This is a genomic window from Mesorhizobium sp. AR02 (assembly GCF_024746835.1).
In the GTDB taxonomy this organism is placed as follows: Bacteria; Pseudomonadota; Alphaproteobacteria; order Rhizobiales; family Rhizobiaceae; genus Mesorhizobium.
In genome coordinates, this window is the sequence record NZ_CP080531.1 from 7123294 (window position 1) to 7137692 (window position 14399).

Here is a 14399-nt window from a genome sequence, read left to right on the forward strand (position 1 = left end):
CATCAGCTCAAACATAAAATTCGGCACAACAACGGCTGAGCCTAAGTAATTGATCCGGCAAGGTCAAGGACCGAAACCGGGCCGTTCGGCACTTACCAGCGAACCAGAACAGCACCCCAGGTGAAGCCGCCGCCCATCGCTTCCAGGAGGACCAGGTCGCCCTTCTTGATGCGGCCATCGGCAACGGCCACCGACAGCGCCAGCGGCACGGAAGCAGCCGAGGTGTTACCGTGCAAATCGACGGTAACCACCACCTTTTGTTCTGCAATCCCGAGCTTCTTGGCCGAAGCGTCAATAATTCGTTTATTGGCCTGATGCGGCACGAACCAGTCGAGATCGTCGGCTGATATGCCGGCGGCCGAGAAGGTCGCCTCGATGACATCGGTGATCATGCCGACCGCGTGCTTGAAGACTTCGCGGCCTTCCATCCTGAGGTGGCCGACGGTTCCTGTCGTGGATGGTCCGCCGTCGACAAAAAGCTTGTCCTTGTGCACGCCGTCAGAGCGCAGGCTGGCGGCCAGAACGCCGCGGTCGGCAATCGTGCCGGCCCCCTCGCCTGCTTCCAGGACCAGTGCGCCGGCGCCGTCGCCGAACAGCACGCAGGTCGAACGGTCGCTCCAGTCGAGGATGCGCGAGAACGTCTCCGAGCCGATCACCAGCACGCGTTTGGCCAGGCCGCCACGGATGTAGAGATCGGCAGTCGTCACCGCATAGACGAAGCCCGAGCACACCGCCTGCATGTCGAAGGCAAAGCCGTGATGCATGCCGAGCCGGTTCTGGATCTCGACCGCGGTGGCCGGGAATGTGTTGTTGGGCGTCGACGTCGCCAGCACGATCAGGTCGATGTCATCAGGCGTCAGCCCGGCATCGGCAAGGGCGGCGCGGGCCGCGGCCTCCCCAAGCGAAGCCGTCGTCTCGTCATCGGCCGCGATATGACGCTGGCGGATGCCGGTGCGCTGGGCGATCCACTCATCCGAGGTCTCGACCATGCCCTCGAAATCGGCATTCTTCATGATGCGGCGGGGCAGCGCGGCGCCCGTGCCGCGCACGACTGATCTGATCAAAGTTCTTTCCTATTCCTTCGCGTCGGTAACGACGTCGGATTTCCGGGATGACAATGCATGCGGGTTGCGCGCATGAAACAGGTCCAGGTCGGCTTCGATGCGGTCGAGCAGATTGTTGCGCACCATGTCGTAGCCGAGCTCGATCGCCGCGGCAAAACCGTCCGAATCAGCACCGCCGTGGCTTTTGACGACGATGCCGTTCAGCCCCAGGAAGACGCCGCCGTTGGAGCGGCCGACATCCATCTTTTCGCGCAGGCGATCGAAGGCGCCCTTGGCGAAAACATAGCCGATCTTGGCCATCAGCGTGCGGCTCATAGCGGCACGCAGATACCCTGCGATCTGGCGCGCGGTGCCTTCGGCCGTCTTCAGCGCGATGTTGCCGGCGAAGCCTTCCGTCACCACCACGTCGACCGTGCCCTTGCCGATATCGTCGCCTTCGACAAAGCCATGATAGTTCATCGAGGCCATGTTGGCCTCGCGCAGCATGCGTCCCGCTTCCTTGACCTCTTCCTGGCCCTTGATCTCTTCCACGCCGACATTGAGCAGGCCGACGGTGGGCCGGGCGATGCCGAAGACGGAGCGCGCCATGCCGGTGCCGAGAATGGCAAAATCAATGAGCTGGTGCGCATCGGCACCAATGGTGGCGCCGACGTCCAGAACCACGCTTTCGCCGCGCAATGTCGGCCACAATGCCGCGATCGCCGGGCGCTCGATGGTGGCCATGGTGCGCAGGCAGAATTTCGACATCGCCATCAACGCGCCGGTGTTGCCGGCGGAGATGCAGGCGTCCGCGGCGCCCGACTTGACCGCTTCGACCGCCTTCCACATCGACGACTTCCAGCGGCCATGGCGCAGCGCCTGGCTCGGCTTGTCGTCCATCCTGACCGCGATCTCGCAGTGGAAGAATTCGCTCACCTCGGCCAATTTGGGAAACTTGGCCAGTTCTGGGCGCACCAGCTCCTCACGCCCGTAGATGACGAAGCGGATGTCGGGACGGCGGGTGGCGACCGTCATGAGCGCCGGAATGACCACGGCTGGTCCGTGATCGCCGCCCATGGCATCGATGGAAATCCTGATCACGCGGTATTCATCTCACGGTTATGCGGCAGGTCGCTTTAGTGATCGCGAAGGTTCGGCGAAAATAGCGGTTTTGGGTTTTCACACAACCGACTTTTCCGTCGCGGGCGAGGTTTTCAGGATTTTCCCAGCAAGGATCGCAGTTTTTGCTGAAATTCATTCTCCACCCCTTCAGTCTCACCGCCGGCATCCAGCGACGCGCCCGCCTTGCGTGGATAGGGGTCGATCGCCAATCCGAAGAACTGTTCGGCAAGCGCCCCGACATCGATGATGTCACCGGAGAATGTTTCGGGACTGTCAGGGCCGTCCGCATCGAGCAGGATCTCGCCACCGCCTTCGAATCCCTGCCGCCCAAGCTTGGACTCCTCGGGCAGCAGCAGCGCCTCGACCGGCTCGTCGATATGCGCCTGGACGGGATCGAGCGTGACGATGCAGGCCTGCGTGATATCGGCCTCGACACGGCCGCTGACCTTGACGCCATTGCGCTTCCAGGACGTCACAAGAAGTTCAGCGCGATAGGCTTCGACCGATAGCAGTTCGTGCTCCTCGGCAAGTGCCGCGCGCTGGGCGGCGTCGGCCTCGATCACCACCGGCAGGCCCTTCTGCGGCAGACGGGCGACATTCGCGAAAAAGGAAACTGGGCTTTGCGGATCAGCATGTTTCATCAAGCACCTCCCTTGGCGAGCGGAAACGCCACCGTGCCGGAAACGATTGATTCGGACGGCTGCGCGGCCAACTGCCGACAGGCGTCGGCGACATAGTCGGCCAATTGCGGCGCCTCCGGCCATGTGCCGGCATCGGGCCGGACATTGCGAGCAAGAGCCGCGATCAGCCCGTCGCGATCGTTTCTTTCCAACGCGTCATCATAGGCGGCGGTGCGGCCATAAAACATCTTCGCCAGTTTCTTCATGCGTTTGGGCACGCCGACGTCACCAATGCCCAGCTCCCGCAGCGAATGGTCGACGTCGAGGAAGAACTCGTCGATCAGCACCTGGGCGATCTCCTGCGCCACACCGTCCTCGCCGCGCAAGCGATGCTGGAACAGGAACATATGCAGCGAAAGCATCTCGAAACGGCCGAGCGGCGTGTCCAGCACATTCCAGTGGGAATAAAATACACTCTGCCGCGCCGCCGCCACGATTTGTGCGTAAAGCGCGTCCGTGATGGCGCGGTTGGCGTGGCGTTCGCGACCAAAAAGGCGCTGGAACATGGGGATGGTCTCCGGGGACCGTTTGTTGAATTGGCCTTGTTGCATCGGCAAGCAAGCTGGTTTACCGGTTTTGCGGCCCAGCGCAAGTTGCGGCGATATAATGGAGAATTGTTGTTGCGCGCGCTGAATTTCAAGTCGACCTTCTCGTCCAGGCCCGCCGGCGCGATCTCGCTGCTGCTCGTCGTATCGGCGCTCTCGGCATGTCATACCAACAAGATGTTCGGCGACCTCAGTCCGAGCGAGACGCTCACGCAAGGCTATGTCTACGACCAGCAGGCCGTCGATTCGGTGCCCGTCGGCTCCAGCCGCGAGCAGGTGCTTCTGGCGCTTGGCACGCCGTCGACCACGGCGACTTTCGACAATGAGGCGTTTTATTACATCTCGCAAACGCGCAAGCGCTATGTCGCCTTCGACAAGCCCAGGCTGGTCGACCAGAAAGTGCTGGCGGTCTATTTCGGCGCCGATGGCCGCGTCACCCAGATCGCCAATTATGGCTTGAAGGACGGCAAGATTTTCGACTTCATCTCGCGCACCACGCCGACTGGCGGCAAGGACCAGAACTTCCTCAGCCAAATCATCAACGGCGCCAGCAAGCTGGCGCCCGGCATCCCCGGCGGCGGCACTCCCTGATCCATCAGACTCTGCTTCCCCACGGGGAAAGCGGCATATCTCAGGCGACCGAAAACCCGTGGGAGCGATCTCACGGGTTTTTGTTTGGCCAAGGCAGGCCCGGCTTGCCAGCAATGGGGCAAGCCCGTATCCAAATCCCCGGGCTTTGGGGTTTGAAAATGAGCAGTGGCGAACGTGTAACATCGGACGGCTGGATGGCCACGGGAACACCCGATCGGCAGACCGTGACACCTGATTGGCTTGCCATCGATCCTCCGGCAATCGACGGCGTCAGGATCAAGGAAATCAGGCCGGTCGCGACGTCCAACGGCTATCTCACCGAGGTTTTCCGGGACGAGTGGGATCTCGATCGATTGCCCGTCGGCCAGGTCTTCCAGCGCACGATGTATCCGGGTGCGGTGACCGGCTGGCACGCACACAAGGTCACGCAGGATCGGCTTTTCTGTTGTGTCGGCAGTGTGCGCATATCGCTCTATGACGGCCGAAAGGCTTCGCCCAGCTTCGGCACGGTCTGGCACAAGATCGTCGGCGCGTTGCGGCCGGCGATCGTCGTCATCCCGCCCGGCGTGTGGCATGGCGTGACGGCTCTCGGACCAGAGATCGCCCTGCTGCTCAACCTCGTCGACAAGGCCTATGCGTACGACGCGCCGGACCATTGGCGCCTGCCGCCGGACACGGATCACATCCCCTATAGACTGGTGTAGCGTGGATCGATCCGGCCAGTCCGATGCAACCGGGCAGACCGCGCCGCTCGTCTCGGTGGTGATTGCAACCCACAACCGCCCCGCCGCCTTGCGACAGGCGTTGCGCAGCGTGCTGGGCCAGACCTTGCAGGACTTCGAAATTCTGGTGATTGGCGATGCCTGTCGCCCCGACACGGCGGCGCTCATCGCCGAATTCGCCGATCCGCGCATCGTCTATGTCGACCTGCCGGTCAATTTCGGCGAGCAATCCGGCCCCAACAATATCGGCTTCGCCAGGGCACGTGGCCGGTTCGTCGCCTTGCTCAACCATGACGACCTCTGGTTTCCGGACCATCTCGCGGCGATGACCGGCTGGATCGATGCGACCGGCGCCGATATCATCATCGCTCGCGGCGCCATCATCGAACCTGCGCGGATGAAAGGCGATCCTCTCAAGACCTTAATCTACGGGATGGGCAAAGGCGGGTTTTACGATCCCGTCATCACAGCCGGATACGGATCGGCACAGATGGCCAGGCGGGCATCGCTGGGCTGGCTCGGCCCCTGGCGCCCTGCCAGCGAGTGCCCCTGCGAAAGTTCGCAGGACTGGCTCTTCCGAGCCTGGCGAAAGGGGGCCGTGATCGCGACCATGCCACACCTGACGGTGCTCAGTATCTTCTCCGGCCAGCGCAGTGGCAGCTATGTCGAAGACACGGCGGTGGAGCAGGAAGAACTCGCCAGCGGCATGCGTATGCCGAACGACCTGCGCATCAAAATCCTTGCTGCGGCGGCGGCCCCTTCTCGCCTGAAGAAATTCAGCTATCTGAAACGCAGGCTTTGGGCCGCGTGCGGGATCCATCCGAGATCCGTCGAGTTTCGCCGCAAGTACGGACGTGGTTCCTGTGTTCCCAGGCTGCGTGAGATACGCGGCCTGCCGCCTATGCCAGAACGGGAACCGGGACTGGATGACTTGCTGGCCCGCTACCGCAAGCTCGCCGAGAGCGACGGAGCCAAGCCGAACGGTGGCTGAAGCACCGTGCCTGATCCAAGACAAACAAAAACCCACGGGGATCGCTCCCCGCGGGTTTCATGTGTCAACTGCTCAGCTCAGCCGTGCGCGAGCACGGCCAGCAGCAGGAGCGCCACGATGTTGGTGATCTTGATCGCCGGATTGACCGCCGGACCGGCGGTATCCTTGTAGGGATCGCCCACCGTATCGCCGGTCACCGAAGCCTTGTGCGCCTCGGAGCCCTTCAGGTGCTTGACGCCGTCCTTGTCGACAAAGCCGTCCTCGAAGGACTTTTTCGCATTGTCCCAGGCGCCGCCGCCCGAGGTCATCGAGATGGCGACGAACAGGCCGTTGACGATGACGCCGAGCAGCGAGGCGCCGAGGGCGGCGAAGGCGGACGCCTTCGAACCCGAGATCAAAAGCACGCCGAAATAGACGACGAGCGGCGCCAGCACCGGCAGCAGCGACGGGATGATCATCTCCCGGATCGCCGCCTTGGTCAGAATGTCGACCGCACGCGCATAATTCGGCTTGGAGGTGCCGGCCATGATGCCCGGATCTTCACGGAACTGCTTGCGCACTTCCTCGACGATCGAGCCTGCCGCACGTCCGACAGCAGTCATGGCAATGCCGCCGAACAGGTAGGGGATGAGGCCGCCGAAGATCAGGCCGGCGACGACGTAGGGGTTGGAGAGGTCGAAGGAAACCTCGCCCATGCCCTGGAAGTAGGGATATTTGTCGCCATTGGCGGCGAAGAACTTCAGGTCATTCGAATAGGCTGCGAACAGCACCAGCGCGCCGAGGCCGGCCGAGCCGATGGCATAGCCCTTGGTCACCGCCTTGGTGGTGTTGCCGACCGCGTCGAGCGCGTCGGTCGAGTGACGCACTTCCTTGGGCAGGCCGGCCATTTCGGCAATGCCGCCGGCATTGTCGGTGACCGGGCCGAAGGCGTCGAGCGCAACGATCATGCCGGCAAGGCCGAGCATCGTCGTCACCGCGATCGCCGTGCCGAAGAGACCTGCGAGTTGATAGGTCGAGATGATACCGCCGACGATGACGATGGCCGGCAACGCCGTCGATTCCAGCGAGACCGCGAGGCCCTGGATGACGTTGGTGCCGTGACCGGTCACCGACGCCTGGGCGATCGAGTTCACCGGACGCTTGCCTGTGCCTGTGTAGTATTCGGTAATCACCACGATGAGGCCGGTCACCACGAGGCCGATCAGGCCGCAGATGAACGTGTTCTTGCCGGTGATGATCATGCCGGCAACGGTGCCGATCTCGCCCCAGCCGACTGTAGCGGACGTGGCGATGCCGAGGCCGACGATCGACAGCAGGCCGGTCACGATCAGGCCCTTGTAGAGCGCGCCCATGATCGAGCCGTTCGAACCGAGCTTGACGAAGAAGGTGCCGACGATCGAGGTCAGGATGCAGGCGCCGCAGATGGCGAGCGGATACAGCATCGCAGTCTGCAGAGCGGCGGTACCGCCGAAGAAGATGGCGGCGAGCACCATGGTGGCAACGACCGTCACGGCATAGGTTTCGAACAGATCGGCGGCCATGCCGGCGCAATCGCCGACATTGTCGCCGACATTGTCGGCGATGGTGGCCGGATTGCGCGGATCATCTTCCGGGATACCGGCTTCAACCTTGCCGACGAGATCGCCGCCGACGTCGGCACCCTTGGTGAAGATGCCGCCGCCGAGACGGGCGAAGATCGAGATCAGCGAAGCGCCGAAGCCGAGCGAGACCAGCGAGTCGATGACGATGCGGTCATTGGGCTGCAGGCCCATCGGGCCGGTCAGGATCAGGTAGTAGATCGACACGCCGAGCAGCGCCAGACCGGCAACCAGCATGCCGGTGATGGCGCCCGACTTGAAGGCGATGTCGAGACCGGCGGCGAGGCTGTTGGAGGCCGCCTGTGCCGTGCGCACATTGGCCCGCACCGAAACGTGCATGCCGATGAAGCCGGCGGCGCCCGACAGGACAGCGCCGATCAGGAAGCCGATCGCGGCGGTGATCGAAAGCAGCCACCAGGCGAGCAAGAGCACCACCACGCCGACGATGGCGATGGTGGTGTACTGGCGCGCCAGATAGGCTTGCGCGCCTTCGCGGATGGCGGCAGAGATTTCCTGCATGCGTGCATTGCCCTGATCGGACGCAAGGACCGACCGTGTCGCCCAGATGGCGTAAAGGACAGAAAGCAAGCCGCAGGCGATGACGGCGTAAAGTATGGTCATTGCCGAATTTTCCTCGATTGCTGGCCCAAAAGAACCCCTCCCTGGGCCGTTGAGACAAAGACCGGAATCCGCGCACGGAATCCACCTCTTCGCATCGGTGTATGCGAAACAGGGCTCGGAACGTCAAGATATTGTTCGGTTTTTGCCCGGCTTTCGCCCAAAAGACAAAAGCCGTGACAGCCCTGCCTGCATGGCCCTTGATTTAGATCGATTGAAATGACGCAAGGGGATCATGCCAACAAAACCATCGGCTTCCCTGGGGACTACTGCGCCTCGCGTCCCATCCGCCGCGCCGCATAGCGCTCGACCGCCGACAGTCCGTCATAGATCAGCACGGCAAGGGCCGCCACGATCAGGCCGCCCTGCAGGATGAAGGCGAGATTGTTGGACAGCAGGCCGGCGATAATCACCTCGCCTAGCGTCTTGGCAGCCACCGTCGAGCCGATGGTGGCGGTGGCAAGGCCGATGACAACCGACAACCGGATACCGCCCAGGATGATCGGTGAGCTGAGCGGCAACTCGACCTTGGTGAGCCTTTGCCAGCCGGTCATGCCGGCGCCACGCGCAGCCTCCATCACATTGGCCGGCAGCGTCGTCAGCCCGGTCAGCGCGTTCTCGAAGATCGGCAGCAGGCCATAGAGAAACAGCGCGATCAGCGTCGGCCATTCGCCGAAGCCTACTGCCGGGACGGCAAGCGCCAGCACCGCCACCGGCGGAAAGGTCTGGCCAATGTTGACCAGGCTACGCGACAGCGGCAGGAATTCCGCACCAGCGGGCCTCGTGACCAGGATGGCAAGCGCGACGGCAACGATGGTTGCAGCCACCGTGGCGATCAGCACGGTGCCCAGATGCAGCAGCGTCAAGGTCAGCAGGCTGCCCTGATTGTAGATCACCGGCGCATTGTTCTCCGTCAACGGTTTCAGCAACGGCTCGAACCAGCCGGGGTTGGTGAGGAAGGCGACGAGCAGCACTGCAAGGGCAAGTCGCAGCAGCGCCGGCAGCCAGGCTTTCATGCCGGCCTCGCCGCGCGCTTGACCAGCCCGTCCACCGTGACCCGGCCGAGCGGCGTGCCGTCGGCACCTTTCACCGGCAGCGCCGGCCGGCCCGACCACAACAGCTCGGCCAACGCGTCGCGCTGGCTGGCTTCGCCGGGGATGGCTTCGCCATCGGCGGTGCCATTCTCCACGGCGTCGCGAACACGTCCGAGCGACAGCAGCCTGAAGGGTCTTTCGCTGGCGCCGACGAGCGTCTCGACGAAGCTGCTGGCCGGGTTTGCCAGGATCTCGGCGGGTTTGGCGTATTGCACGAGCTTGCCGGCATCCATGACGGCGATCTTGTCGCCCATATGCACGGCCTCTTCCATATCGTGGGTGACAAGGATGATGGTGGTGCCGAAGCGCTTCTGGATCGCCAGCAGGTCTTCCTGCGCCTTGGTGCGGATGATCGGGTCGAGCGCGCCGAACGGCTCGTCCATCAAAAGCACGTTGGGCTCGGCGGCGAGCGCGCGGGCAACGCCGACGCGCTGCTGCTGGCCGCCGGACAGTTCGTGCGGGTAGCGCGGCCCGTAAGCCTGCGGATCAAGCTGGTAGAGCGTCATCAGTTCATCGACGCGGGCGTCGATGCGGTCCTTGTCCCAGCCGAGCAGCACCGGCACGGTGGCGATGTTCTGCGCCACGGTTCGATGCGGAAACAGGCCGTGGCCCTGGATGGCATAGCCGATGCTGCGGCGCAGTTCGTAACCGGGCACAGAGCGATTGTCGGCGCCGTCGAGCTTGATGATGCCTGATGTCGGCTCGACCAGCCGGTTGATCATGCGCAGCAGCGTCGTCTTGCCCGAGCCGGATGTGCCGACAATGACGCATACCGTGCGCGGCTCGATGACCATCGATACGTCGTTGACCACCGTTGTCGCGTCATAAACCTTGGTGATGCCTTCGATCTCGATCATGCCGTTTCAACCCTGCGCTTGGTGGCAGTCATTTCGATCACCGCATCGAGGATGATGGCGGCGGCGAAGGCGAGCGCGACCGTCGGCACGGCGCCGAGCAGCACCAGGTCCATCGCCGTCTGGCCGACGCCCTGGAAGACGAACACGCCGAAGCCGCCACCGCCAATGAGAGCGGCGATGGTGGCGAGGCCGATGTTCTGCACCAGCACGATGCGGATGCCGGTCAGGATCACCGGAAAGGCCAGCGGAAACTCGACGCCGAACAGGCGCTGGCGGTCGGTCATGCCCATGCCGCGCGCAGCGTCGTTGGCAGCACGCGGCACGCCGGCAAGACCGACCACGGTGTTGGCCACCACCGGCAGCAGCGAATAGAGGAACAGGGCCACGAAGGCGGGTGCGGTACCAATGCCGCGAATGCCGAGCGCGGCCGCCCCCGGCACATGCGTAGCGACCCAGCCGAGCGGCGCGATCAGCAGGCCAAACAGCGCGATCGAGGGAATGGTTTGGATGATGTTGAGCACGTTGAGCACGCCGGCGCGCAGCCTTTCGACGCGGTGGCAGAGGATGCCGAGCGGCAGGCCGACGATCACCGCGGCGGCCAGCGAACCGAGCGCCAGCGTCACATGCTTGGAGCCTTCGGCCCAGAAACTGTCGGCGCGGTTGAAATATTCCTTCAGGATCGACAGATTGTCCCAGCTTCCAGACATCAACAGCAGGCCGATCGCCAAAGCCGCGACGATAAGCACGCCAACTCGCGCCACGGGCGACAGGTTCAGCCTTGTCAGCACATCGGCCAGCAAAAGCGTAAAGGCAAAAATGAGGATCCAGAAACCGGAGGCTGGCGATACTCTGGCGAAGGTGTTGCCGGCCGGCGTCAAGAATGTGCCGGCGACGCCGATGAGGAGCGCGAGCGCTGCAAGCGCGACGACGCCAGCGGCGAGGCGCAGCACGAGCGGTGTCCTGAACAGTGCAATGAGCGCTGCAGCGACGATGATGGCGAGCAGCAACCATCCTGTCGTTGCCGGCAACGCCTCGAGAATCGAACGTGCCTGACCCGGAACGATGCGGTTGGCGCGGAACGTGGCAAAGGGGGCGAGGAACGCCGCATAGGCCGCGATCGCGGCAATGACCACGCCGAGCTTGTCGAAGCGGATATTCACGCCCTCCCCCGTCGGTCGTTCCGGCGCGCCATGCGAGCGGCGCGCCGGAATCGTCCTACTTCAGAAAGCCGTTCTTCTTCAGGAAGTCCTCGGCGACGCCCTTGACCGGCTCGCCGCCGACCTGCACGCGGCCGTTCAGTTCCTGCAGCGTGACGAGGTCGAGCTTGGCGAAGACTGGCTTCAGCAGCGTCTCGATCTCAGGATGTTCCTTGAGCACGGATTCGCGGATGATCGGCGCCGGCTGGTAGACCGGCTGAACGCCCTTGTCGTCCTCGAGCACGACCAGGCCGGACGGCGCGATGCCACCGTCGGTGCCATAGACCATGGCGGCGTTGGCACCGCTGGTCTGGTTGGCCGCAGCGGCGATGGTCGCCGCCGTATCGCCACCGGAGAGCGTGATCAGCTGCTCGGGCTTCAGCTTGAAGCCATAGGTGGTCTGGAAGGCCGGCAGTGCTGCCGCCGAATTGACGAACTCGGCCGAGGCCGCCAGCACCACCTTGCCGCCGCCGGCGACGTATTTGCCGAAGTCCGACAGCGTGGCGAGCTTGTTGGTATCAGTCACTTCCTTGCGCAGCGCGATCGCCCAGGTGTTGTTGGCCGGCGCCGGCGACAGCCAGACGATCTTGTTGGCGTCATAGTCGAGCTTCTTGGCCGTCTCATAGGCCTTGGCGGCATCCTTCCAGACTGGGTCATCGGCCTTCTCGAAGAAGAAGGCGGCGTTGCCGGTGTATTCGGGATAGATGTCGATCTCGCCGGCGGTGATCGCCTTGCGCACCACCGGCGTGCCGCCGAGCTGGATGCGGTCAGTGGTCTTGATGTTGTTGGCGTTGAGAACGAGTTGGATGATGTTGCCGAGCACGCCACCCTCGGTATCGATCTTCGAGGAGACGACCACCTGGGCACTGGCGGAAGCCGCCGTGATGGCCAGCGCCAATGCCGCGCTGGCGAAAACCTTGACTGAAAACATTGTGAAAACCCCTTGCTGTGAACCGGAATGCGGTTGGCCGCATATGAGCATGGCTTCAACGGCCAGTCGGGGCACACGGTTTCATAACAATAGGTACAGACGCAATAATTTTGTTTCGGATCGGCAAATTCAACCGAAGCAATCCTGACAGCATCATGCCAAGTCGACAGCAGTTCGAGGATCAGGCGCTCGCCTTGCGCAGAGCCGTCATCTTGAGCGCACCGAGTGCGACGAAGCACAGAACGGTGACCGGAAAGATCATCCAGTTCAGCATCTCCCAGCCCCAGGCGTTGTAGACCATGCCCGACAGCAGCGACGCGCAAGCGACGGAACCGAACAGGGCGAAGTCGTGGAAGCCCTGCACCTTGCCCTTTTCCGACGGCCGGTAGCTTGCCGCCACCATGGCGGTGGCGCCGATGAAGCTGAAATTCCAGCCAAGGCCGAGCAGGATCAGCGACGTCCAGAATTGCCACAGCGCCAGGCCCGACAAGGCAACGGCACCACAACCGATCAATAGCAGGAGGCCGGTGGCGACAATGCGCTCGGCGCCGAAGCGATGGATCAGCGAGCCGGTGAAGAAGCTCGGCGCGAACATCGCCATGACGTGCCAGGAGATGCCCAGCGTCGCATCATCCTCTGACAGGCCGCAGCCGACCATGGCCAGCGGTGCGCCGGTCATGACGAAGCTCATCAGCGCATAGCTGCCGACGGCACAAAACAGCGCGGCGACGAAGCGCGGTTTGGTGACGATTTCGGACAGGGGTCTGGCATCACCGTCGGCAATGTCGACCTTGCCCACCGCCTTCGCCGGCAGCCGCAGAAACGACAGGATGATGGCGCCCACGGCTGCCAGCGGCAAGATGGAGGCGAACGACCCGGCAAACATCACCGGCGCGAACAATTCACGGGTGAAGATGACGATCTGCGGCCCAAGGATGGCGGTGACGATGCCGCCGGCCAGCACGAAGGAGATGGCGCGCGCCTTGAACTGCGGCGGCGCGTTGTCGGCGGCGGCGAAGCGGAACTGCTGGACGAAAGCACCACCGATGCCGATCACGAGCAGCGCGAAAGCGAACAACCAGAAACTGCCGTGGAAAAGCGCCAATGTTGCAATCAGGCCGCCAAGCGCGGTGACGACGGTTCCAGTCATGAAGCCGCCGCGCTGGCCCAGCCTGCGGATGATGGCCGCGGCGGGCAAAGCGCCGAGCGCCACGCCAAGGTTGAAGCCGGTGATCGGCGCCGTCGCCAGCGATTTGTCGGGACCGAGCAGATATTGCCCGGCCAGTGCGCCCATGGAGATGGCGATGGGTGCCGCCGAGCCGATAATCGCCTGCGAGGCGGCGAGGATCAGCGCGGTGCGCCGCGCATCCTTAGGCGCCTCGACGGCGATGGCCGTCACGATGCGTCCTTGCCGCGCCCCTCGCCGCGCACCCGGCGTGACACGCGGTCGAGCACGGCATTGACCAGCTTCGGCTCGTCTTCCTCGTAGAAGGCCTTGGCGATGTCGACATATTCCGAAACGATCACCGCTACCGGCACGTCTTCGCGCTTCATTAGTTCATAGACGCCGGCGCGCATGATGGCGCGCAGCGTCGAATCGAGCCTCGACAGCGGCCAGTCATCGGTCAGCGCCTGGCGGATGACCGGATCGATGGTCTTCTGGTTCTCGACGACGCCGGTCAGGATGGCGCGGAACCATTGGGCATCCGCCTCGCGGTAGAGCGCGCCGTCGACTTCCTTGCCAAGGCGAAACGCCTCATATTCGGCGGTGATCTCGAAGACGCCGCTGCCGGCGACATCCATCTGATAGAGCGCCTGCACGGCGGCCAGACGGGCGGCGCCGCGCTTGTTGGCGTGGCGCACCGCGGGCTGTCCGGGCGAAGCGGGTTCGCTCACGATCGCGCTCCCAGTTGTTCCTTGAGCGCGATCATGGTCAGCGCCGCGCGCGCGGCAAAGCCGCCCTTGTCGCCTTCCGAGCGCTTGGCCCGCGTCCATGCCTGTGCATCGTTTTCGGTGGTCAGGATGCCGTTGCCGATGCAGACCGAGTCCTGCACGGACAGGTCCATCAGCGCGCGGCTGGATTCATTGGCGACGATGTCGAAATGATAGGTGTCGCCGCGAACGACGGTGCCGAGCGCAACGAAGCCGTCGTAGTTGGTGCCGCCTTCCGCTGCGCCGTCCAGCGCGAAGGTGATCACTGCGGGAATTTCGAGCGAACCTGGAACGGTGACGACGTCGTAGGTCGCGCCCGCTTCATCAAGCGCGCTTGTGGCGCCGTCGAGCAGCGCGTCGGCAAGGTCGTCGTGAAAGCGCGCTTCGACAATGAGCAGATGCGCCTTCGCCTTCGGACGAATGAAGGCTTTGCCGTGTTGGGATGTGCCTGCCATAAAAATCTCCGGGGGGGTTGCCGG

Annotated in this window: 15 protein-coding genes; 3 read left to right on the forward strand and 12 right to left on the reverse strand. The window is 63.6% G+C overall.

The features are described from left to right. Window positions 1–92 precede the first annotated feature (92 nt). The 4 genes from DBIPINDM_RS39000 to DBIPINDM_RS39015 form a co-directional block, all read right to left on the reverse strand. Complete coding sequence (locus tag DBIPINDM_RS39000; RefSeq protein ID WP_258584347.1) at window positions 93–1064, reverse strand: beta-ketoacyl-ACP synthase III; 972 nt, start codon at window positions 1062–1064, stop codon at window positions 93–95. Window positions 1065–1073: 9 nt separating this feature from the next. Further along, window positions 1074–2144 carry a phosphate acyltransferase PlsX gene (gene plsX / locus DBIPINDM_RS39005; protein ID WP_258584348.1) on the reverse strand — a complete coding sequence of 357 codons (1071 nt, stop codon included), beginning with the start codon at window positions 2142–2144 and terminating at the stop codon, window positions 1074–1076. Window positions 2145–2257: 113 nt separating this feature from the next. After that, window positions 2258–2806 carry a YceD family protein gene (locus tag DBIPINDM_RS39010; protein ID WP_258584349.1) on the reverse strand — a complete coding sequence of 183 codons (549 nt, stop codon included), beginning with the start codon at window positions 2804–2806 and terminating at the stop codon, window positions 2258–2260. Beyond that, entirely contained in the window at window positions 2806–3351 is a 546-nt protein-coding gene (locus DBIPINDM_RS39015) for a ubiquinol-cytochrome C chaperone family protein (protein WP_258584350.1), read from the reverse strand. The genes DBIPINDM_RS39010 and DBIPINDM_RS39015 overlap by 1 nt, the downstream gene beginning before the upstream one ends. 114 nt (window positions 3352–3465) lie before the next feature. Between DBIPINDM_RS39015 and DBIPINDM_RS39020 the strand changes: the two genes are divergently transcribed. The 3 genes from DBIPINDM_RS39020 to DBIPINDM_RS39030 all read left to right on the forward strand — a co-directional run bounded on the left by DBIPINDM_RS39020 (window position 3466) and on the right by DBIPINDM_RS39030 (window position 5694). Beyond that, window positions 3466–3981, forward strand: coding sequence for an outer membrane protein assembly factor BamE (locus DBIPINDM_RS39020; protein WP_258584351.1), 516 nt, complete (start codon window positions 3466–3468; stop codon window positions 3979–3981). Window positions 3982–4175: 194 nt separating this feature from the next. Continuing rightward, entirely contained in the window at window positions 4176–4685 is a 510-nt protein-coding gene (locus DBIPINDM_RS39025) for a dTDP-4-dehydrorhamnose 3,5-epimerase family protein (RefSeq protein ID WP_258584352.1), read from the forward strand. Between the two features lies 1 nt (window position 4686). Beyond that, window positions 4687–5694 (forward strand): glycosyltransferase family 2 protein, encoded by a 1008-nt coding sequence (locus DBIPINDM_RS39030; RefSeq protein WP_258584353.1) that lies wholly within the window; start codon window positions 4687–4689, stop codon window positions 5692–5694. 77 nt (window positions 5695–5771) lie between these two features. Here the strand turns inward: DBIPINDM_RS39030 and DBIPINDM_RS39035 are convergent, their stop codons facing one another. From DBIPINDM_RS39035 to ribH, 8 genes are all read right to left on the reverse strand, one after another. Continuing rightward, window positions 5772–7913, reverse strand: a complete 2142-nt coding sequence (locus DBIPINDM_RS39035; protein WP_258584354.1) for a sodium-translocating pyrophosphatase — start codon at window positions 7911–7913, stop codon at window positions 5772–5774. Window positions 7914–8176: 263 nt separating this feature from the next. Beyond that, entirely contained in the window at window positions 8177–8926 is a 750-nt protein-coding gene (locus DBIPINDM_RS39040; RefSeq protein WP_258584355.1) for an ABC transporter permease, read from the reverse strand. Then, a complete protein-coding gene (locus tag DBIPINDM_RS39045) occupies window positions 8923–9861 on the reverse strand; it encodes an ABC transporter ATP-binding protein (protein WP_258584356.1) in 939 nt (312 codons plus the stop codon). The genes DBIPINDM_RS39040 and DBIPINDM_RS39045 overlap by 4 nt, the downstream gene beginning before the upstream one ends. Beyond that, on the reverse strand, window positions 9858–11021 hold the full coding sequence (locus DBIPINDM_RS39050) for an ABC transporter permease (RefSeq protein WP_258584357.1): 1164 nt from the start codon (window positions 11019–11021) through the stop codon (window positions 9858–9860). The genes DBIPINDM_RS39045 and DBIPINDM_RS39050 overlap by 4 nt, the downstream gene beginning before the upstream one ends. A 55-nt stretch (window positions 11022–11076) precedes the next feature. Beyond that, window positions 11077–11988, reverse strand: coding sequence for an ABC transporter substrate-binding protein (locus DBIPINDM_RS39055; RefSeq protein WP_258584358.1), 912 nt, complete (start codon window positions 11986–11988; stop codon window positions 11077–11079). A gap of 181 nt (window positions 11989–12169) precedes the next feature. Continuing rightward, window positions 12170–13387: an MFS transporter gene (locus tag DBIPINDM_RS39060; protein ID WP_258584359.1), complete on the reverse strand. Its 1218-nt coding sequence runs from the start codon at window positions 13385–13387 to the stop codon at window positions 12170–12172. Beyond that, window positions 13384–13884, reverse strand: a complete 501-nt coding sequence (nusB, locus tag DBIPINDM_RS39065) for a transcription antitermination factor NusB (RefSeq protein ID WP_019857616.1) — start codon at window positions 13882–13884, stop codon at window positions 13384–13386. Before nusB ends, DBIPINDM_RS39060 begins: the two co-directional genes overlap by 4 nt. After that, a complete protein-coding gene (gene ribH, locus DBIPINDM_RS39070; RefSeq protein WP_172229648.1) occupies window positions 13881–14375 on the reverse strand; it encodes a 6,7-dimethyl-8-ribityllumazine synthase in 495 nt (164 codons plus the stop codon). Before ribH ends, nusB begins: the two co-directional genes overlap by 4 nt. Window positions 14376–14399 lie beyond the last annotated feature (24 nt).